Here is an 18,141-nt window from a genome sequence, read left to right as displayed (position 1 = left end):
CATCGTGCCGTGGCGCTCGGTGCCGGATGCGGGTGACGTGGACTCCGTGATGCGGAGGGGATGCCGGGCATGCGGTCAGGCGGGTCCGGCAGGGTGGAGGGGTGCAGATGCGGAAGCGGGCGCCCGTGAGAAGGGGCCGGATGCGCGGGCCGCGCGTCGTCGCGGTGGCGGCGAGCGGGCTGGTCGTGCTCGGGGTCGTCGTCGCGCTCGTCGCGCTCGCGTCGCAGCCGGCGCAGGATCCCGCACCCGCGCCCACGGCCGCGGCGCCGGCCGAGGCGCCCCTGCCCGCGGACGCCGGCCTCCGGCCATCCGCCGATCCCGGATGGGTGGAACGCGTCGCCGCGGAGACGGACATCCCGCAGCGCGCGCTCGCCGCCTACGCCCGGGCCGACATCGTCGCCCGCGCCGAGTACGGGTGCGCGGTCGGATGGAACACGCTCGCCGGCATCGGATGGGTGGAGAGCCACCACGGCGCCCTCCAGGGCGGCGCCGTCGAGCAGGACGGGGTGGCTCGACCGTCGATCGTCGGCATCCCGCTCGACGGCACGGACGACACGATGGAGATCGTCGACACCGACGGCGGCGCGCTCGACGGCGACGCCGAATGGGACAGGGCCGTCGGGCCCATGCAGTTCATCCCCGAGACCTGGTCGATCTGGGGCGTCGACGGCGACGGGGACGGGGCCGTCGACCCGCACGACATCGACGACGCGGCACTCACCGCGGCGCGCTATCTCTGCCACGCGCAGGGAACGCTCGAGGGGTCCGACGCCTGGATCGGGGCCGTCCGCACCTACAACGACACCGACGACTACCAGCTGCGGGTCGCCGAGGCCGCGACGCGATACGCCGCGGCGGGCTGAGCGGGGAGACGAGGCGGGCCGTCGCCCTCGCGTCCGGCCGCGGCGCCGTGTGCCCCCCGAACGTCTAGCCCACGTCGCCGTCGACGTAGACCCAGCGGCCGCCCCGCCGTGCGAACCGCGAGCGCTCGGCCAGCCGCCCCGGGCCGTCCGCCGCGATGTAGCGCGCGACGAACGCGACCTCGTCGTCCGCCGCCTCGACGATCTCCAGGCCCGTCCACGTCGGGTCGTCGTCCAGCGTCAGGTCGGCGGGGCGCGTGCGCGGGTGCCACGTGCGCACGAGATACCCGGCGTCGCCCTTCGCGAAGGCGCTGTAGCGCGAGCGCATGAGCTCCTCGGGCGTCTCGGCGAGGCGGGCGCCGGCGTGGAGCGCGCCGCAGCAGGCCGGGTAGGCGCGTCCGGTGCCGCAGGGACAGGTCTCGGCGATGCTCACGGCACGAGCATAGGGGGAGGCGTGCCCGGCTGGCGTGGGACGCTGCGCTCCTCCGCGGGCGGGTCGACCGGCACGGAGAGGGGCCCGGACCCACGACCGGACGGTCGGAGCCGGGCCCGTGCGCGGAGCGATCAGGCGACGTCATGGCGGCCGCGGGCCCACGGCCCGAAACCGTCGTGACGACCGTGACGATGCCCGTCGTGGTCGTCGGGGAAGCGGCCGCACGGTCCGTCGGCGCGCCCGGCGTCGCCCGGGTCGAAGCCTCTGCGGCCGTGGCCGCCGAAGCCCGGAGCGCCGAGGCCGTGCCGGTGTGCGTGACCGTCACGCGGGCCGAAGCCGCCGTGTCCGAGGCCGTCGCGACGCCGACGGCCGTGGCGGGGCAGCGGCCGACCCTCCTCCCAGCCGAGCTCGCGGGCGATGGCCTCGAGCGAGGCGATCGTCGTGGTGAGCTCTTCGGGGGGGACGGCGCCGGAGACGCGCTCCCGGACGCCCGCCACCTTCGCGGTGAGGCGTTCGACGGCGGCACGGCCGTCGTCGGTGAGCGTCCACTCGCCGTCGGTGCGGGTCGCCCAGCCTCGATCGGTCAGAGCCTCGATGCGGCGCGGCTTCCGCGCCATCCGCTCGTGCAGCCAGGGGGTGTCTGCCGCGCCGTCGAGCGCCTTCAGCAGGCGCCAGTCGCGTCGGTCGACCGCCTCGCCGCGGAGCGCGGCATCCATCTCGCGGTCGACGAGGGCGCCGACGGCCTTCAGCCAGAAGCCGAGCGGCCGGGTCTCGGCCGGGCCCTCGTCGGGGATGTCCTGGGGGATGTTCGATTCGGTGTTCATGCGAAGTCCTCTCGTCGGGATCGGGGGCGTCGGGATGACGCCTCGGTACCGATCCGATGCATGTAAATAAACATGCATATGTAGGATGACATGAATCAGGAGTGCATGTCAAGTGTCATGTATTTTGGAGGGATGGCAGACCCCACCGAGTCCGCGACCCTCATCGCCTCAGCGCTCGCGCGGCTGCGACTCGGCCGGCGGATGGGGGAGGGTCCGTTCGGAGGGCACGGCCCGTTCCCTCACGGGGCGCCTCATGGCGGCCCTCACGGCATGCACGAGGGCGGCCCGCGTCGCAGGGACCCCCGTGGCGGCTTCCCGCCCGACGCCGGCGGACGCGCAGACCCGCCGACGCACGACGACGATCCGCTGGCCGGCCGTCCGCGCGGCCCGTTCGGCCGGTCCGTCGCGCGTCTGCGGCTGCTCGAGGTCCTGGCATCGGCCTCGTCGCCGCTGTCCGTCGGGGAGCTGGCCGAGCGCCTGGGCGTCGATCAGCCGCGGGCGAGCCGGCTCGTCCAGGCCGTGGTGGAGACCGGCCATGCGAGACGGGAGGCGGATCCCGACGACGCGCGCCGCACGCTCATCGCGCTCACGGATGAGGGGCGCGCCCTCTCCGCGCGAACGCACGGCGCGCGGGCGGAGGCCGTCGAACAGGCGCTCGCGGGATTCACCCCCGACGAGGCCGAGCAGCTCGCCGTCCTTCTCGGGCGCCTCGCCGACGCCTGGCCTCTCGCTCCGCGGTAGCGCTGCGCGCATCGCGGGGGATGCGCGCAGCGCAGGCATACGGATCGGGAGGCGTCGTCCCCCGCGCGCGGGGGAGGACGCGCCGTGACGACGCGTCGTCCCCCGCACGCGGGCCGGTGCCTCAGCTCTCCGGCTTCCAGGGCCCCCAGGCGTCGCCGGGCTGCTGGTTGCGCGTCCACCACTGGGCCTCGTAGACCTGTCCGTCGAACGACGCGCGCTCGCCGCGTTCGTAGATGCGCGACGGGGTCCAGGCCGCGACCCCGTTCTCGTCCTCCGGGGCGATCTCCTGCCAGGGCCCCCACGGGTCGCCGGGCTCCTGGCCCTGCGTGTACCAGGCGGCGAGCCACGTCGCGCCGTCGTACGAGACGGTGTCGCCGGCGCGGTACACCTTGTCGGCCTCCCACGGGAGCGGGTCGTCCGTCGCGCTGCGCACCTCGACGGTCGCGGTGCCCTCGCGGGCATCGGAGGCGACGACCTCGATCGTCGTGCCCGTCCCGCCGACCACGACGGATCCCTGCGGGTTCGCGTCGTCGTAGTACGCATACGGATCCGTGTCGTCGAAGAGCGGAACGGCCGCCTGCGACGGCAGCGTGAGCGTCGTCTCGCCCGCCTCGGTCTCCCGGTGCAGCGAGATCGGGTCGGTCCTGTCGAGCCCGAACGTCGCGTCGAACGTCTGGATGCGGTTTCGGGCGATCTCCCCGTCCGACCAGGTCAGCGCCGCCGCGCGCGCGTCGACGGGCAGCGCCTGCCCGCCGCCCGGGTGGGCCGAGGTGTTGTTGTCGCCGTACAGCCCGTTGGCGTACCAGACGAGGAGGCCGTCCTGGTAGGGGAAGTGCTCCACGCGGTTCTCGTTCGAGAGCGCCCAGCCGAAGTTGTACGGCCCCTCCGCGAGCGTGGTGTCGTACCCGCCGTAGGCGCGGTTCTCGGCGATGTAGTAGTGGTCGAACGGGACCGTGTAGCCGCCGTCCTCGATGAGCACGAAGCCCGACCGCTCCCATCCCTCGCCGCCGTCCTCGACGTCCGTCGACAGCGCGTCGCCCACGGCGATGTCGTCGACCTGGAAGCCGGGGTTCGACACGGCCGCGTCCGTCACGTACCGGAAGCGGATCTGCGCCGTCTGCCCCGCGTAGGCCGACAGGTCGGCCGCGAGCGGCGTCCATCCGTCGGTCGCGCCCGTGATGCCCTCTCCGAGGTTGTTGCCGTTCGGGTCGTCGGACGTCGAGTGGTCGGTCGCGAGCGGCGTCCAGGTCGCGCCCTCGTCCGTGGTGATCTCGGCGTAGGCGTAGTCCCAGTCGGTCTCGATGTCGTACGAGACCTGCGCCGTGAGGGATGCCGCATCCGGCACCGCGAAGGCAGGGCTCGTCACGGTGTTGTCGAGCGAGTCGCCGCTGCCGGAGAAGAAGTATCTCGTGCCGGACGCGGCGGGCCCGGTCTCGACGAACTCCTCGCCGGGCGGCAGGTCGACGACGACCGCCTGCGGTCTCGTCGTGGCGTGGAAAGCGGGCCCGAGCTCGACCGTCCCGGTCTCTCCCGCGTCGATCGTCTCGTAGTCGAGCCATCCGAGGAACAGCTTCTCGGTCGCGCCCATGTGGTTCGGCGTCGTGCCGATCGAGCCGTCGCCGTGGCCGAGCCACGAGCCGGAGCTCATGAGCGTCCAGAAGCCCGTCCCGTTCTCGCCGCCCGCGGTGTCGTAGTAGTCGGGCAGGCCGAGGTCGTGGCCGAACTCGTGCGCGAAGACGCCGAGGCCGCCGTTCTCGGGCTCCGTCGTGTAGTCGCGGATCCAGATGTCGGTGTCTCCGATCCGCACGCCGCCGGCCTTCGCGTAGTCGGCGGGCCCGTCGACGCCGAGGCCGGCCTGGTTCACCGCCCAGCGGTGCGACCAGATGGCCCACTCCGGCGCTCCGGCCTCCTCGCCCTCGCCGGCGTGGATGGCCTGGAAGTGGTCGATGTACCCGTCGGGCTCGTTCGTGACGCCGTCGCCGTCGAGGTCGTACCGGTCCCACACGTCGAAGCTCTGCAGGTACGCGACGATCTCGTCCGGGGACGTGCCCTGCGCGAGCTGGTCGGCGTACCAGGCGTCCGCGGAGTCCTGGATGAAGCGGGTCATGTCGGCCTGCGACTCGGTCTGGCCGTAGGAGGCCTCCGCGTAGGGCACGGTCACCCAGTCGGAGACGTCGCCCTGCAGATCGAACCGGCCCGACGAGAGCTCCTCGTAGACGCCGCGGAACGACTCCCCGCCCTGATCCTCGAGACCCGTGAAGAACATCTCCTCGTAGTGCTCGCGGGAGAAGTCCTCCTCCCAGTAGGTGGAGTTGTCGTCCTCTGCCGGCTCGGGGATCTCGTTGCGCAGGGGGCCGGCCGTCGGGGCGTCCGGGAACCGCTCGTCCGGGGTGTCGCCGAACTCGACGAGGATCGAGAACAGCTGAGCCGTCTCCTCGACGCCGTACTCGACCCAGTCGTCGGGCGCGATCTCGACGGAGCGCGTGGTGTTCTCCCCCGAGCCGCGCTCCTGGATCTCCGCCGCTCCGGTGGCGACGAGCTCGGCCGCGCGCTGCTTCTCGGCCGAGCGCTTCTCGGCGAGCGGGTCGGGGCGGTCGTCCGCCTGGGCGGGGAGAGCCGTGTCGGGCGGCGGAGCCTCATCCGCCGGTGCCGCCGTGGCCGCTGCGGGGGAGAGGACCCCGGCGAGCAGGAAGGCTGCGCCCAGGGCGCATGCGGTGCGTGATCTCACTTCTCCTCCGAACGTCGTGTCGGCCGGCCTGTCCGGCCTTCGCATCGGCGGCGGCTGACGTCGTCGCGAGCGGATGATCCGAACCTAGACACTCAGGCGTTACGCAGGAATGACGACGACGTGTTTCGTCATGGAGAGGATGGGCAGTTCTGCCCATTGCGCGCCCCGCCGTGCACGGCCCCGGTGCGGGAGCCCGGCGTCAGATCAGGCCGTGCCGGGCGAAGGCCTTCGCGAGGCCGTCGTCGCCGACGGCCTCGGTCTCCTCGTCGGCGGCCTCCTTCGCCTCCGGCGTGCCGTTGCCCATCGCGATGCCCAGGCCGACGGCGCGGAGCATCTCGAGGTCGTTGTTGTTGTCGCCGATGCCGATCGAGTCGGCCGCGTCCACGCCGAGTCGGTCGAGCAGGAGGAGGATGGCCGTGCCCTTGTTCACGCCGGCGGGAGACACCTCGCCGCCTGCCGTTCCGAGGTGCGGGATCGTGCCCGTGATGACCGAGAAGCCCTCGTCGCCGAGCTCGCGCCCGACGGCCTCGAAGGCGTCGAGGCGGTCGCTCGCGAAGACCGCCTTGGCGATGCGATCCAGGGGCGCGGCTCCCGCGTCCTGCAGGTGACGGCCGATCCCGCGGCGCATGTGCGCGAGGTCGGCGCGGCCGTCGAGCTCGAGGAGCCTGCGCAGGCGCTCGCGCTGCCCGGGCGTGGGATAGACGGCGTCGCGCCCCTGCAGGGTGTAGTCGAGGCCGAGCTCCTCGAAGACCGCGATCATCCGCCGCGCCTTCGGCTCGGGCATGAGCCGCTCGACGACCCACTCCTCGCCCATCCGCACGAAGGCGCCGGCGCTCGTGACCTCGCCGTCCAGTCCGATGGCGTGCAGCCGGTCGTCGACCTCCAGCGGAGAGCGGCCCGTCGACAGCAGCACGATGTGCCCGTTCGACCGCGCGGTGCGGATGGCGTTCTCGGCGGAGGCGGGGATGCGCCCGTCGTGATCGATGATCGTCCCGTCGATGTCGAGGAAGACGATGCGGCGACGGGTCATGGATGCCTCTCGGTGGTGCGTGATGGGCGGCGCCGGGCGGGAAGGGCGGGCCCCCTCGACCCTATCGGCGCCCGGGATGCCGGAGATCCCGCGGAATCCGGACGGATGGGGGGATGTCCGGGTGCCCGCGGGACCTCCGTGTTCCGGGTCGGGGCGGGTTCCGCCTCTTCCCGGGGAGGACCGGCCGCCCGGGACGGGGGACTCGGGCGGCCGGTGGCTCAGCGCGCGGCGGTGAGGCTCGCGCCGTTCGTGCGGATGACCTCGGCGTACCAGTCGAAGGACTTCTTGCGGTACCGCTCGAGGGTCCCCGATCCATCGTCGTTCCGGTCGACGTAGACGAACCCGTACCGCTTGCTCAGCTGCGCCGTGCTGGCGCTGACGATGTCGATGCAGCCCCACGTCGTGTAGCCGAGCACCTCCACGCCGTCCGCGATCGCCTCGCCCACCTGCACGAGGTGGTCGTTGAGGTACGCGATGCGGTAGTCGTCGACGACGGTCTTGCGCCCGTCGACCTCGACGAGCTCGTCCTTCGCGCCCAGCCCGTTCTCGACGACGAACAGCGGCTTCTGCCACCGGTCCCAGAACTGGTTCAGCACGATCCGGAGACCGACGGGGTCGATCTGCCAGCCCCACTCGCTCGACTCGAGCGTCGGGTTCGGCACCCCGCCCATGATGTTGCCGTCGCCCGCGGCGCGCTTGGCCGGATCGGCCGTCTCGGCGGCGCTCATGTAGTAGCTGAACGAGACGAAGTCGACCGTGTTCCCGAGGTCCTGGAGGTCCTCGTCCGTGATGTCCAGCTCGATGCCCTTCTCGCGCAGCGTGCGCAGGAAGTAGCCGGGGTAGCGCCCGCGGGTGTGCACGTCGCCGTAGACGAGGTTCGCGTGATCGGACTCCATGACCGCGAGCGCGTCGTCGGGGGACGGCGTGAGCGGGTAGATCGGCATCGAGAGGACCATGCAGCCGATCCGGGCGTCCGGGGCGATCTCGTGGGCGATCCGGGTCGCCCGGGCGCTCGCGACCAGCTCGTGGTGCATGGCCTGGTAGAGGCTCTTCTCGCTCAGCTCCTCCTGGGGCGTGTCGATGCCCCCGCTCATGAACGGCGCGTGCACGAGCGAGTTGATCTCGTTGAACGTCAGCCAATACCTCACGCGCGAGCCGTAGCGCTCGAACAGCGTGCGCGCGTAGCGCTCGTAGAAGCCGATGAGGTCGCGGCTGACCCACCCGTCGTACGTCTCCGCGAGGTGCAGGGGCGTCTCGTAGTGGGAGATCGTCACGAGCGGCTCGATGCCGTGGCGCTCCAGCTCGTCGAGCACGCGGTCGTAGAACGCCAGGCCCTCCTCGTTGGGCTCGGCGTCGTCGCCGTTCGGGAAGATGCGGCTCCAGGCGATGGAGAACCGGTACGTCTTGAAGCCCATCTCGGCGAACAGGGCGATGTCGTCCGCGTAGCGGTGGTAGAAGTCGATGGCCTCGAGCTTGAGGTTGTCGGGGGTGGGCCTCTCGGTGCGGGGGCCCGCGATGCCGCGAGGCATCACGTCCTGGACCGAGAGTCCCTTGCCGCCCTCGGCGTAGGCGCCTTCGACCTGGTTCGCCGCCGTCGCGCCGCCCCAGAGGAAGCCGTCGGGGAAGGGCGTGTGAGTCGTGTGGGGCATGGTCTGTCTTTCTGCGGGTCGTGTCGGATTCGTGTCGGGCGGCCGGGCCACGCGGGAGCGGGGCCCGGCCGGGTCCGTCAGGAGACGGCCGGAGCGCTGTCGGCCGGGGTCGCGTCAGCGGCGAGGGCGAGGAAGAGGGGCTGTCCCTCCTCGATCGGACCGGTCGTCTGGGGCGCCGCCGTCGGGAAGGCGTCGGTGCTCGTGACGATGACGGGGCTCGCGAGCGAGTATCCCGCCGCCTCGATGGCCGCGGCGTCGAACTCGACGAGCACGTCGCCCGCGGCGACCCGCTGGCCCTGCGCGACCTTCGTTGTGAAGTGCTCTCCGCCCAGCGCGACCGTGTTGATGCCGATGTGGATGAGGAGCTCCGCGCCGTTCGCGTGGCGCAGGCCGATCGCGTGACCGGTCGGGAAGACGGCCACGACCTCGGCGTCGAAGGGCGCCACGGCGCGGCCCGCCGTCGGGTTCACGGCGGCGCCCGCCCCGAGGAGGCCGCCGGCGAAGCCTTCGTCCGGCACCTCCGAGAGGGCGACGGCCGTGCCCGTGAACGGGCTGCCGACCACGAGGTCGGCTGTGTCCGTCGCGGCGTCGGGCGCTCCCTTCTCGTCCGCCGGCTCCTTGAAGAAGACGACGGTGAGGAGGAACGCCAGGACGACGGCGACGAGGATGCCGACCGCGGCGAAGGCGAAGTTGCCGTGCCCGACGAGCGCGGGGATCGAGAGCGCGCTCGCGAGCGCGCCGGGGTTGTTGGACGCGACACCGCCCAGGGCGATGATCGCGCCGCCGACCGCGCCGCCGACGACGCCGAAGATGAACGGGCGCTTGAGCGGGAGGTTCACGCCGTAGATGGCCGGCTCGGTGATGCCCGCCAGGAAGCCCGAGAGGGTCGCGGGCGTGGCGAGCGACCGGCGTGCCTGGCTCTTCGTGCGGACGGCGACCGCGGCCACCGCGGCGGACTGCGCGAGCACGGCCGCCCACAGCGGCGCCGACAGCAGGATCGACCCGGTCTCCTGGTACTCCAGGGTCATGAGCGGGATGAAGCCCCAGTGCAGGCCGAAGATGACGAAGACCTGCCACAGCCCGCCCATGATCGCGCCGCCGAGCCAGGGGGCGATGTCGAAGAGCCCGCCGATTCCGCCCGCGAGCCAGCCGCTGACGAGGGACGAGAGGGGGCCGATGACGAGGAAGATGAACGGCACGAAGACCAGGACGACGAGCATCGGCGTGAGGAAGCGCCGGATCGTCGCGTGCAGCTTGGCGTAGAGGAACTTCTCCACGTGGGATTGCAGCCAGACCGCCACGATCATCGGGATGACGCTCGACGTGTAGCCGACCATCGTCACGGGGATGCCGAAGAAGGTGATCCCCTCGACGCCGTTGAGGGCGGTGATCGACGGATAGACGAGCGCGCCGGCGATCGCCATCGCGGTGAACTGCTGCGCGCCGAAGTACTTCGACGCGGTGATCGCGATGGCCAGGGGCAGGAACGTGATGAACGCGTTCGAGAGCGCGTAGAGGATCGTGTACGTCGTGGATTCGGCGTCGAGCCATCCGAACGTGACCGACGCGACCACGAACGCCTGCAGCAGGCCCGTGCCCGCCAGCGCCCAGAGCAGCGGCTGGAAGATGCCGGAGATCATGCTCACGAACCGGTTGAAGAGGTTCGGCTTGTCGCCGCTCTCCAGCGGCTGCTTCGCGGCCTCGCCCGCGGCGGCCTTCGAGATCTTGCCGAGAGCCGCGTAGACCTCGGGGACCTCGTTGCCGATGACGACCTGATACTGCCCGCCCGCCTCGGCGACGGTGATCACGCCGGGTGTCGCCGTGACGGCCGCCTTGTCGGCCTTGGCGTTGTCCTTCAGCGTGAACCGGAGCCGAGTGGCGCAGTGGTAGACGCTCGCGACGTTGTCGTCGCCTCCGACGCCCTGGAGGACGCCCTCGGCGACCTTGCCGTAGTCCATGGTGTTTCTCTTCCTGGCCGCTTCCCTGCAGCCGTCATCATGAAAAGAGCCCACCCGTTTCGCCTGCCGCCCCCGTCGGCGGGCAACAAAAAAACCTGAACTCCATGAGCGGCGCACATGCGCCGCGGAGTTCAGGTTTCGCCTGCCGAGCAGTCACGATCCTGGGGATCCTGCAGGACGCCTTCGCCCTGCGCAACCCACTCTACACCCGTGTCGGCGCGTCGGAGTCGTCGTTCGCGGCGGTGGCGCGGGTCAGCCGCTCGACGTGCACGATGAGGTACAGCATCTCCTCGTCGGTGAGCAGCGAGCCCGTGGCGGCGAGCACCCACTCGCGCACGCGTGTGGCGACACCGTAGGAGCGCGGGTAGTTGTTGCGCGCGAACTGGAAGAACGACGTGTCGGCGGTCTGGAGCATCCGCTCGCTGACGAGCCGCTGCAGCAGGAACCGCACGTGGAGCACGAAGCGCGAGTAGTCGAGCGTGGTCTTGTCGAGCTCGCGTCCGATGGACGACTCCACCGTCGAGACGACGTGCTGCACGCGCCGGATGAGCAGCGCCGCGTTCCCGTTCTGCTCGTCGGCCGTCGCGGCGAGCACGTGCATCGTCAGGAACACCGCCTCCTCGTCGGGCAGCTCGCGTCCGAGACGCTCCCCGATGGCCGCGGACATGCGCTGAGCGGTCGCGTACTCGTCGGGGTAGAGGGCGGTCAGCTCGGGGCCGGCTGCGGTGGGGATGCGGAGGCCCTCGTCGAGCCGCTCGAGCACGAACTGGATGTGGTCGATGATGGCGATGGGAAGGTGGCGTCCCAGGTCCCGTCCCAGGTCCTTCTCGGCCTGCGCGACCGCGGCGAGCACGGCGTCGACGATCGTCAGCGGGACGGACGCCAGCAGCTCCTGGATGTGGACGCGGTCCGCGCCCTGGTCGAGCACGAAGACCTTGTCGACGAGGGCGGGGTCGACCTCGTCGCCGGCGCGTCGCTGGAATCCCAGGCCGCGGCCCATGAGGACGCGCTCGGTGCCGTCCGGTCCTGCCACGACGACGACGTTGTTGTTGAGGACCTTCCGGATCGCCGGGCCGGGGGCGCCCGCAGGCGTCGCGTCGCTCATGGCACGGATTCTATGCGGCCGAGCAGGGCGCATGCCCGTTCTTTGTGCTCAGCGCACGGCTTTCACGGGCAGGAGGAGCAGGAGTCCGGCGAAGAGCACGGTCACGAGGCCGAGGATGCCGAAGACCGTCGCGCCGCCGATGACGATGAGCAGCGACCACATGGCCGAGGCCATCCAGCTCGCCGCGCGGCCCGTCGTGGCGTAGAGGCCGAAGATCTCGCCCTCGCGCCCCGCCGGGGTGACGCGCGCGAGGAACGAGCGCGACGCGGCCTGCGCGGGGCCGACGAAGACGCACAGGATGAGCCCCCCGACCCAGAACACGGGGCTGCCGCCGCCGGCGAACAGGAAGATGACGAGGCCGGAGATCGTCATGGCGCCCAGCGAGAAGAGGATGATCGCCTTCGCCCCGAAGCGGTCGTCGAGGCGGCCGGCGAGGACGGTCGACACGCCCGCGACGAGGTTCGACGCGATGCCGAAGGCGACGAGCTCGAGGAACCCGAACCCGAACACGCTCTCGGCGATGATGGCGCCGAAGACGAACACGCCGGCCAGCCCGTCGCGGAACACGGCGCTGGAGAGCAGGAACCAGAACGTGGGGCGCGTGGCCGGTTCGCGGTGGAGGCCCGCGATGTCCCTCGCGAGCAGCGCATAGGAGCGGAGGAAGCCGACCTTCCGCTCCGGGCGGCCGAGCGAGGGCTCCGGCACCTTGAGGAAGACGGGGATGGAGAACACGAGGGTCCACAGCGCGCAGCCGACCGCGATGATACGGAACGGCAGGCCGTCGTCGTCGGGCAGCCCGAACCATCCGCCCGCGTAGAAGACGACGACGAGCACGAGCGCCACGATGCCGCCGAGATAGCCGAAGCCCCATCCGAGCCCCGACACCCGGCCGATGGTCTTCGGCGTCGCGATGCCGATGAGCATCGCGTTGGAGTTGACCGCGGCGATCTCGCCGAAGACGGTGCCGGCGGCGATGAGCGCGACGCCCAGCCAGAAGAGCGCGGGCTCCGGCTCGACGAACCACAGCCCCAGCATGCAGACGATGAGCGCGCCCGTGCCGATGCCGAGCCACAGCTTCTGGCGGCCGGCGGCATCCGCCTGCTGCCCGAGCACGGGCGCGAGGAACAGGATGAGGAGCCCCGCGGCCGTCGTGCCCCATCCGAGCCCCGACGCGAGGTCCGCGAGGGCGGCGACCCGGGTGGGGTCGCTCTCGGGCAGCGACCGGATCTCCGGCGGGAGGAACGCGTCGGTCGTGAGGTACAGCGCCGTGAAGATGAAGGTGAGGACGACGGTGTTGAACGGCTGCGTCGCCCAGTCCCAGAGCGCCCACGCGAAGATCGTCGCGCGCGACGTGCGCCTGCGCTCCGCGAGCTCCAGGCCCATGACGGGCACCGCCGCGCTGTCCGCGGTCGGGGGAGGCGCAGGTGGGCGCGCGCGCTCGGGCATGTCGGTCATGGTAGGGCTCCTCGGTGAACGGCGGATGGCGCGGCGCCGCGCCGTCCGCCTCAGTATGACGCGCCTCAGAACTTGAGTCCGGCCGTATCAAGTTTGTTGACAGAGCCGTGCCGGGGCCCTATCCTTGAGTCAGCGCGGCTCAAGATCGCGCGCAGACTTCAGGCAGCAACAGAAGGAGAAGCAACATGGCACGTGCTGTGGGTATCGACCTCGGGACCACCAACTCGGTCGTCTCGGTCCTCGAAGGCGGCGAGCCCAAGGTCATCGCCAACGCCGAGGGCTTCCGCACGACCCCCTCGGTCGTCGCGTTCACGAAGGACGGGGAGGTGCTCGTCGGCGAGACCGCCAAGCGTCAGGCCGTCACCAACGTCGACCGGACCCTCGCGTCGGTCAAGCGTCACATCGGGACGAACTGGACCTTCGACGTCGACGGCAAGAAGTACACGCCGCAGGAGATCTCGGCGCGCATCCTCCAGAAGCTGAAGCGCGACGCCGAGCAGTACCTCGGCGACACCGTCACCGACGCCGTCATCACGGTCCCGGCGTACTTCAACGACGCCGAGCGCCAGGCCACCAAGGAGGCCGGCGAGATCGCGGGCCTCAACGTCCTGCGCATCATCAACGAGCCCACGGCGGCCGCGCTGGCCTACGGCCTCGACAAGGGCAAGGAGGACGAGCTCATCCTCGTCTTCGATCTCGGCGGCGGCACGTTCGACGTCTCGCTCCTCGAGGTGGGCAAGGACGACGACTTCTCCACGATCCAGGTGCGCGCCACCTCCGGCGACAACCGCCTCGGCGGCGACGACTGGGACCAGCGCGTCGTGGACTACCTCATCAAGCAGTTCAAGGAGACGACGGGCGTCGACGTCTCGGGTGACAAGATCGCCCTCCAGCGGCTCAAGGAGGCCGCGGAGCAGGCGAAGAAGGAGCTCTCCTCGTCGACGAGCACCAGTGTCAACCTCCCGTACCTGTCGCTCACCGAGAACGGCCCCGTCTCGCTCTCCGAGACGATCACGCGCGCGAAGTTCGAGGACCTCACCAAAGACCTGCTCGAGCGCACGAAGAAGCCGTTCCAGGACGTCATCCGCGAGGCCGGCATCAAGGTGTCCGACATCGCGCACGTCGTGCTCGTGGGCGGCTCGACCCGGATGCCCGCCGTGGGCGAGCTCGTCAAGAGCGAGACCGGGCAGGAGCCCAACAAGGGCGTCAACCCGGACGAGGTCGTCGCCGTCGGCGCCGCCATCCAGGCCGGTGTCCTCAAGGGCGAGCGCAAGGATGTCCTCCTCATCGACGTCACGCCCCTCAGCCTCGGCATCGAGACCAAGGGCGGCATCTTCACGAAGCTCATCGAGCGCAACACGGCCATCCCGACCAAGCGCAGCGAGACCTTCACGACCGCCGACGACAACCAGCCGTCGGTCGCGATCCAGGTCTTCCAGGGCGAGCGCGAGTTCACCCGCGACAACAAGCCGCTCGGCACCTTCGAGCTCACCGGCATCGCCCCAGCCCCGCGCGGCGTGCCCCAGGTCGAGGTGACCTTCGACATCGACGCCAACGGCATCGTCCAGGTGTCGGCGACGGACAAGGGCACGGGCAAGGAGCAGAAGATCACGATCTCCGGCGGCAGCGCGCTGTCGAAGGACGACATCGACCGCTTCGTCCGCGAGGCCGAGGAGCACGCGGCCGAGGACAAGAAGCGCCGCGAGGCCGCCGAGGTCCGCAACCAGGCGGAGACCCTCGCGTACTCGATCGAGAAGCTCATCTCGGAGAACGACGAGAAGCTCCCCGCCGAGGTCAAGGACTCCGTGAAGGCCGACGTCGACGCCCTCAAGACCGCTCTCGCGGGTGACGACGACGACGCGGTGAAGACCGCGTTCGACACGCTCAACGAGAGCCAGACGAAGCTGGGAGAGGCCATCTACCAGCAGGCCCAGGCCGAGCAGGCCCAGGCGCCGCAGGACGCTCCCGACGGCGCGCAGGAGTCGCCGGAGGAGGACGTCATCGACGCCGAGGTCGTCGACGACGAGGACGAGAAGAAGAGCTGATGACCGACAAGGACTTCGAAGAGCCCCAGGGAGAGCAGCCCGACGGCGACGAGGTCCAGCCGGCCGCGGACGGGTCGGAGGCGAGCGCTTCCGACCCCGACGCGCAGCAGGCTGAGGCCGAGGACGGCGTCGACGGCTTCACCGTGGACGACATCCTCAGCGCCGAGCAGACGGACGAGGCGGCCGAGGCGGAGAAGAGCGACTACGAGACGCAGCTGCTGCACGACCTCAAGCGCCTGCAGGCGGAGTACGCCAACTACCGCCGCCGCACCGAGGAGCAGCGTGAGGTCGAGATCGCCCGGGCGAAGGGCGAGGCCGTGAAGGGCCTGCTGCCCGTGCTCGACGACCTCGACCGTGCCGACAAGCACGGCGACCTCGCCGAGGGCACGCCGTTCTCGGCGGTGGCGGCCAAGCTGCGCGGAGTCGCCGAGCGCCTGGGCCTGACGGCCTTCGGCGAGGCCGGCGAGGCGTTCGACCCGCAGCGCCACGAGGCGATCTTCCAGCAGCCCACCCCCGGTGCGACCGAGAGCACGATCCTCGAGGTCGTCGAGGTGGGGTACCGGCTGGGCGACGTGGAGCTGCGCCCCGCGAAGGTCGTCGTCGCCGTCCCGGCGGAGTGACCGTGCAGGCCGGCCCCGCCGTGGCGGGGCCGGCCGCCCTCCCCCGTGAGACGTAACGTGAGAAGAAGGTGCAGATGGCCAGTCAGGACTGGTTCGACAAGGACTTCTACAAGGTCCTGGGCGTCTCGAAGGACGTCGGTGACGCGGAGCTGAAGAAGACCTACCGGAAGCTCGCCCGCAAGTACCACCCCGACTCGAACCCGGGGGACGCCGCCGCCGAGGCGAAGTTCAAGGAGATCAGCGAGGCGTACGCCGTGCTCTCCGACGCGGAGCAGCGCCGCGAGTACGACGAGCTGCGCGCCATGGGCTCCGGAGCGCGCTTCACCGCGGGCGGCACGGGCGGCGGCTTCGACGACGTGTTCAGCCGCTTCACGCAGCAGCGCGGCGGCAGCCCCGCAGACTTCGACGACATCTTCTCGATGTTCGGCGCAGGCGGCGGCACGACGAACTTCGGCTCCGGCCGGTTCGGGCAGCCCTCGGGCGGATTCCGCGGATTCGGCGGCCCGCAGAAGGGCGCCGACGTGCGCGCCCGGACCACGATCGACTTCACCACGGCCGCCAAGGGCGAGACCATCACGCTGCAGGGCGAGGACGGCAAGCCGTTCAAGGTCAAGATCCCCGCAGGCGTCGCGGACGGGCAGAAGATCCGCCTGCGCGGCCGCGGCCGTCCCTCCTCGGACGGCGGCGAGAGCGGCGACATCGTGGTGGAGATCGCCGTGCGCCCGCATCCGGTCTTCACACGCGACGGCCTCAACGTGCGCGTGACGGTGCCGGTCACCTTCACCGAGGCGGTGTTCGGCGCGACCATCGAGGTCCCGACCCTCGGCGGCACCCCCGTCAAGCTGCGCGTCGCACCCGGGACGCCCTCGGGCCGTGTGCTGCGCGTCAAGGGGCGCGGCATCGCGTCGCAGAAGGGCACAGGCGACCTGCTCGCCGAGGTGCACGTCGCCGTCCCCTCCCACCTCGACGACAGGGCGCGCGCGGCGCTCGACGCGTACCGCGAGGCGGAGCCGAAGGAGAACCCGCGCGCTGACATGATGGCGAAAGCCCGGCAGTAGCGAACCAGGAGGTGAGCACGATGCCGATCCCGCGCGATCCGGCCGAAGTCGATCCCCGCGCCCCGATCTTCCCGATCGCGGCGGCGGCCGAGCTCGCCGCCATGCATCCGCAGACCCTTCGCCAGTACGACCGGATGGGCCTCGTCGTCCCCGGCCGCACGCGCGGCGGATCCCGCCGGTACTCCCTGCGCGACATCGAGCAGCTGCGGGAGGTCGCGCGCCTGTCGACCGAGGGCGTCCGCCTGGCCGTCATCGAGCGCATCCTGCACATGGAGAACGAGGTGCAGGAGCTGCGCGGGCGAGTCAGGGCGCTCGAGCAGGAGCTGCGCGCGGAACGCGAGCAGCGCCCCGGCGCCCGCGTCTTCGCGACGAGCGCGAACGGCGCCGTCATCACCCTGCGCTCCGGCACGCGCGTGCGGCGGCAGACCGACGTCGTGCTCTGGCGCCCCCGCTCGGAGGAGTAGAAGCCCCGCCGTCCGCCGTCCCGCGTCGTGACCGGTCGGGATGGCGTCAGCCTGCGCAGAGCACGAGTGCCCGGCCGCAGAGGGGGGGGGTCAAGCGGCCGGGCACTCGCACGCTCGTGCGTTTCGGGCTCTTCGAATGTAGCACACAAACTGCGGCATATATGCGACAGGTGCGTTTCACCCGTGACGGGGCGTTAGCGTGAAGGTGCGGACGGCCGGAGCCCCGGCCGACGAGGGAAGAGGCAGCGGATGAGTCAGGCAGGACCGATCGTCGTGATCGGCAGCGCGAACATGGACCTCATCACCCGGCAGCCGCGCCTTCCGGAGCCCGGCGAGACGATGGCGGGCACGGGCTTCGCGACCGGGGCCGGCGGCAAAGGCCTCAATCAGGCCGTCGCGGCTCGACGCGCCGGCGCCGTCGTGGAGTTCGGCGGCGCCGTGGGCGACGACGGGTTCGGGCGCGAGCTGCGGGGCTTCCTCGAGGCCGAGGGAATCGGGACGGCGGCCCTGCGCACATCCGCGGAGCCGACGGGCATCGCGCAGGTGAGCGTCCTCGACGACGGCGAGAACAGCATCGTCGTCGTCGCGGGCGCCAACGGCGAGGCGGCGCTCGCGGAGGCCGACCGCGCGCAGATCGCCCGGGCATCCGCCGTCGTCCTCCAGCTCGAGCGACCGCTCGGGCTGGTCGAGCGGGCGCTCGCCGCAGGGCGGGACGCCGGCGCGCTGACCGTCCTCACCCCCGCGCCCGTCGTCGCGGGGGCCGCTCGCCTGCTGCCGCTCGTCGACATCCTCGTGCCGAACGCGTCGGAGGCGCTGGCGCTCTCCGGCGAGCAGGACGGCGAGGCTGCGGCCCGGCGTCTCAGCGAGCGGGCCGGCACGGTCATCGTCACGCGCGGCTCGCGGGGCGCCCTGATCGCCCGCGGCGGCGAGATCGTCGACGTCGTGCCGGCGCGGACGGTCGACGCGGTCGACACGACGGGCGCCGGCGACACCTTCGTCGGCGTGCTCATCGCCTGGCTCGCCTGCGGCGCCGGGCTCCCGGAGGCCGTCGAGGCGGCGACGGCCGGAGCATCCCTCTCCGTCACGCGGCCGGGAGCGGCTCCGGCCATGCCGACGCGTGCGGAGATCGAGGCCGTGCTCGGCTAGGACGCCGCGCGCCGGATGCGCTTCT

15 protein-coding genes are annotated in these 18,141 nt (G+C 71.5%); 7 read left to right on the top strand and 8 right to left on the bottom strand.

Annotated features, from left to right (window positions below; all coding sequences use genetic code 11):
* The first annotated feature begins 140 nt into the window (after nt 1–140).
* Complete coding sequence (locus N8K70_RS15710; RefSeq protein ID WP_317139291.1) at nt 141–863, top strand: lytic transglycosylase domain-containing protein; 723 nt, start codon at nt 141–143, stop codon at nt 861–863.
* Nucleotides 864–927: 64 nt separating this feature from the next.
* On the opposite strand, the gene N8K70_RS15705 is transcribed toward N8K70_RS15710, so the two are convergent.
* Together N8K70_RS15705 and N8K70_RS15700 are read right to left on the bottom strand one after the other, a co-directional pair.
* Nucleotides 928–1,293 (bottom strand): YchJ family protein, encoded by a 366-nt coding sequence (locus tag N8K70_RS15705; protein WP_317139290.1) that lies wholly within the window; start codon nt 1,291–1,293, stop codon nt 928–930.
* A 131-nt stretch (nt 1,294–1,424) separates the two neighbouring features.
* Entirely contained in the window at nt 1,425–2,117 is a 693-nt protein-coding gene (locus N8K70_RS15700; RefSeq protein ID WP_317139289.1) for a MarR family winged helix-turn-helix transcriptional regulator, read from the bottom strand.
* Between the two features lie 132 nt (nt 2,118–2,249).
* Here N8K70_RS15700 and N8K70_RS15695 point away from each other — a divergent pair, with 132 nt between their 5' ends.
* A complete protein-coding gene (locus tag N8K70_RS15695) occupies nt 2,250–2,858 on the top strand; it encodes a MarR family winged helix-turn-helix transcriptional regulator (protein WP_317139288.1) in 609 nt (202 codons plus the stop codon).
* 121 nt (nt 2,859–2,979) lie between these two features.
* Here the strand turns inward: N8K70_RS15695 and N8K70_RS15690 are convergent, their stop codons facing one another.
* The 6 genes from N8K70_RS15690 to N8K70_RS15665 form a co-directional block, all read right to left on the bottom strand.
* The gene (locus N8K70_RS15690) at nt 2,980–5,586 is read right to left on the bottom strand and encodes an immune inhibitor A domain-containing protein (protein WP_317139287.1); all 2,607 of its coding nucleotides are present in this window, start codon (nt 5,584–5,586) and stop codon (nt 2,980–2,982) included.
* A 199-nt stretch (nt 5,587–5,785) separates the two neighbouring features.
* Nucleotides 5,786–6,616 (bottom strand): HAD family hydrolase, encoded by an 831-nt coding sequence (locus tag N8K70_RS15685; protein WP_317139286.1) that lies wholly within the window; start codon nt 6,614–6,616, stop codon nt 5,786–5,788.
* Nucleotides 6,617–6,834: 218 nt separating this feature from the next.
* Nucleotides 6,835–8,265 (bottom strand): glycoside hydrolase family 1 protein, encoded by a 1,431-nt coding sequence (locus N8K70_RS15680; protein WP_317139285.1) that lies wholly within the window; start codon nt 8,263–8,265, stop codon nt 6,835–6,837.
* Nucleotides 8,266–8,342: 77 nt separating this feature from the next.
* A complete protein-coding gene (locus N8K70_RS15675; protein WP_317139284.1) occupies nt 8,343–10,223 on the bottom strand; it encodes a beta-glucoside-specific PTS transporter subunit IIABC in 1,881 nt (626 codons plus the stop codon).
* 202 nt (nt 10,224–10,425) lie between these two features.
* Nucleotides 10,426–11,328, bottom strand: a complete 903-nt coding sequence (locus N8K70_RS15670) for a PRD domain-containing protein (RefSeq protein WP_317139283.1) — start codon at nt 11,326–11,328, stop codon at nt 10,426–10,428.
* Nucleotides 11,329–11,376: 48 nt separating this feature from the next.
* On the bottom strand, nt 11,377–12,783 hold the full coding sequence (locus N8K70_RS15665) for an MFS transporter (RefSeq protein WP_317139282.1): 1,407 nt from the start codon (nt 12,781–12,783) through the stop codon (nt 11,377–11,379).
* Between the two features lie 185 nt (nt 12,784–12,968).
* On the opposite strand from N8K70_RS15665, the gene dnaK reads away from it, so the two are divergent.
* The 5 genes from dnaK to N8K70_RS15640 all read left to right on the top strand — a co-directional run bounded on the left by dnaK (nt 12,969) and on the right by N8K70_RS15640 (nt 18,116).
* Entirely contained in the window at nt 12,969–14,828 is a 1,860-nt protein-coding gene (dnaK, locus tag N8K70_RS15660; protein ID WP_317139281.1) for a molecular chaperone DnaK, read from the top strand.
* On the top strand, nt 14,828–15,448 hold the full coding sequence (locus tag N8K70_RS15655; protein ID WP_317139280.1) for a nucleotide exchange factor GrpE: 621 nt from the start codon (nt 14,828–14,830) through the stop codon (nt 15,446–15,448). Before dnaK ends, N8K70_RS15655 begins: the two co-directional genes overlap by 1 nt.
* Before the next feature lie 74 nt (nt 15,449–15,522).
* Nucleotides 15,523–16,506 carry a DnaJ C-terminal domain-containing protein gene (locus N8K70_RS15650; RefSeq protein WP_317139279.1) on the top strand — a complete coding sequence of 328 codons (984 nt, stop codon included), beginning with the start codon at nt 15,523–15,525 and terminating at the stop codon, nt 16,504–16,506.
* A 20-nt stretch (nt 16,507–16,526) separates the two neighbouring features.
* Nucleotides 16,527–16,970: a heat shock protein transcriptional repressor HspR gene (locus tag N8K70_RS15645; RefSeq protein ID WP_317139278.1), complete on the top strand. Its 444-nt coding sequence runs from the start codon at nt 16,527–16,529 to the stop codon at nt 16,968–16,970.
* Nucleotides 16,971–17,219: 249 nt separating this feature from the next.
* A complete protein-coding gene (locus N8K70_RS15640) occupies nt 17,220–18,116 on the top strand; it encodes a ribokinase (RefSeq protein WP_317139277.1) in 897 nt (298 codons plus the stop codon).
* Nucleotides 18,117–18,141: the final 25 nt, after the last annotated feature.

This window comes from Microbacterium sp. AB (assembly GCF_032878875.1).
GTDB classification, from domain to species: domain Bacteria; phylum Actinomycetota; class Actinomycetes; order Actinomycetales; family Microbacteriaceae; genus Microbacterium; species Microbacterium betulae.
This window is presented reverse-complemented; position numbering and strand designations above follow the sequence as displayed.

Bases quoted from the DNA above. Each gene is read 5' to 3' on its own strand.
- N8K70_RS15710 (WP_317139291.1), top strand. From the start codon at position 141: ATGCGCGGGCCGCGCGTCGTCGCGGTGGCGGCGAGCGGGCTGGTCGTG.
- N8K70_RS15700 (WP_317139289.1), bottom strand. From the start codon at position 2,117: ATGAACACCGAATCGAACATCCCCCAGGACATCCCCGACGAGGGCCCG.
- N8K70_RS15695 (WP_317139288.1), top strand. From the start codon at position 2,250: ATGGCAGACCCCACCGAGTCCGCGACCCTCATCGCCTCAGCGCTCGCG.
- N8K70_RS15685 (WP_317139286.1), bottom strand. From the start codon at position 6,616: ATGACCCGTCGCCGCATCGTCTTCCTCGACATCGACGGGACGATCATC.
- N8K70_RS15680 (WP_317139285.1), bottom strand. From the start codon at position 8,265: ATGCCCCACACGACTCACACGCCCTTCCCCGACGGCTTCCTCTGGGGC.
- N8K70_RS15675 (WP_317139284.1), bottom strand. From the start codon at position 10,223: ATGGACTACGGCAAGGTCGCCGAGGGCGTCCTCCAGGGCGTCGGAGGC.
- N8K70_RS15670 (WP_317139283.1), bottom strand. From the start codon at position 11,328: ATGAGCGACGCGACGCCTGCGGGCGCCCCCGGCCCGGCGATCCGGAAG.
- N8K70_RS15665 (WP_317139282.1), bottom strand. From the start codon at position 12,783: ATGACCGACATGCCCGAGCGCGCGCGCCCACCTGCGCCTCCCCCGACC.
- dnaK (WP_317139281.1), top strand. From the start codon at position 12,969: ATGGCACGTGCTGTGGGTATCGACCTCGGGACCACCAACTCGGTCGTC.
- N8K70_RS15655 (WP_317139280.1), top strand. From the start codon at position 14,828: ATGACCGACAAGGACTTCGAAGAGCCCCAGGGAGAGCAGCCCGACGGC.
- N8K70_RS15650 (WP_317139279.1), top strand. From the start codon at position 15,523: ATGGCCAGTCAGGACTGGTTCGACAAGGACTTCTACAAGGTCCTGGGC.
- N8K70_RS15645 (WP_317139278.1), top strand. From the start codon at position 16,527: ATGCCGATCCCGCGCGATCCGGCCGAAGTCGATCCCCGCGCCCCGATC.
- N8K70_RS15640 (WP_317139277.1), top strand. From the start codon at position 17,220: ATGAGTCAGGCAGGACCGATCGTCGTGATCGGCAGCGCGAACATGGAC.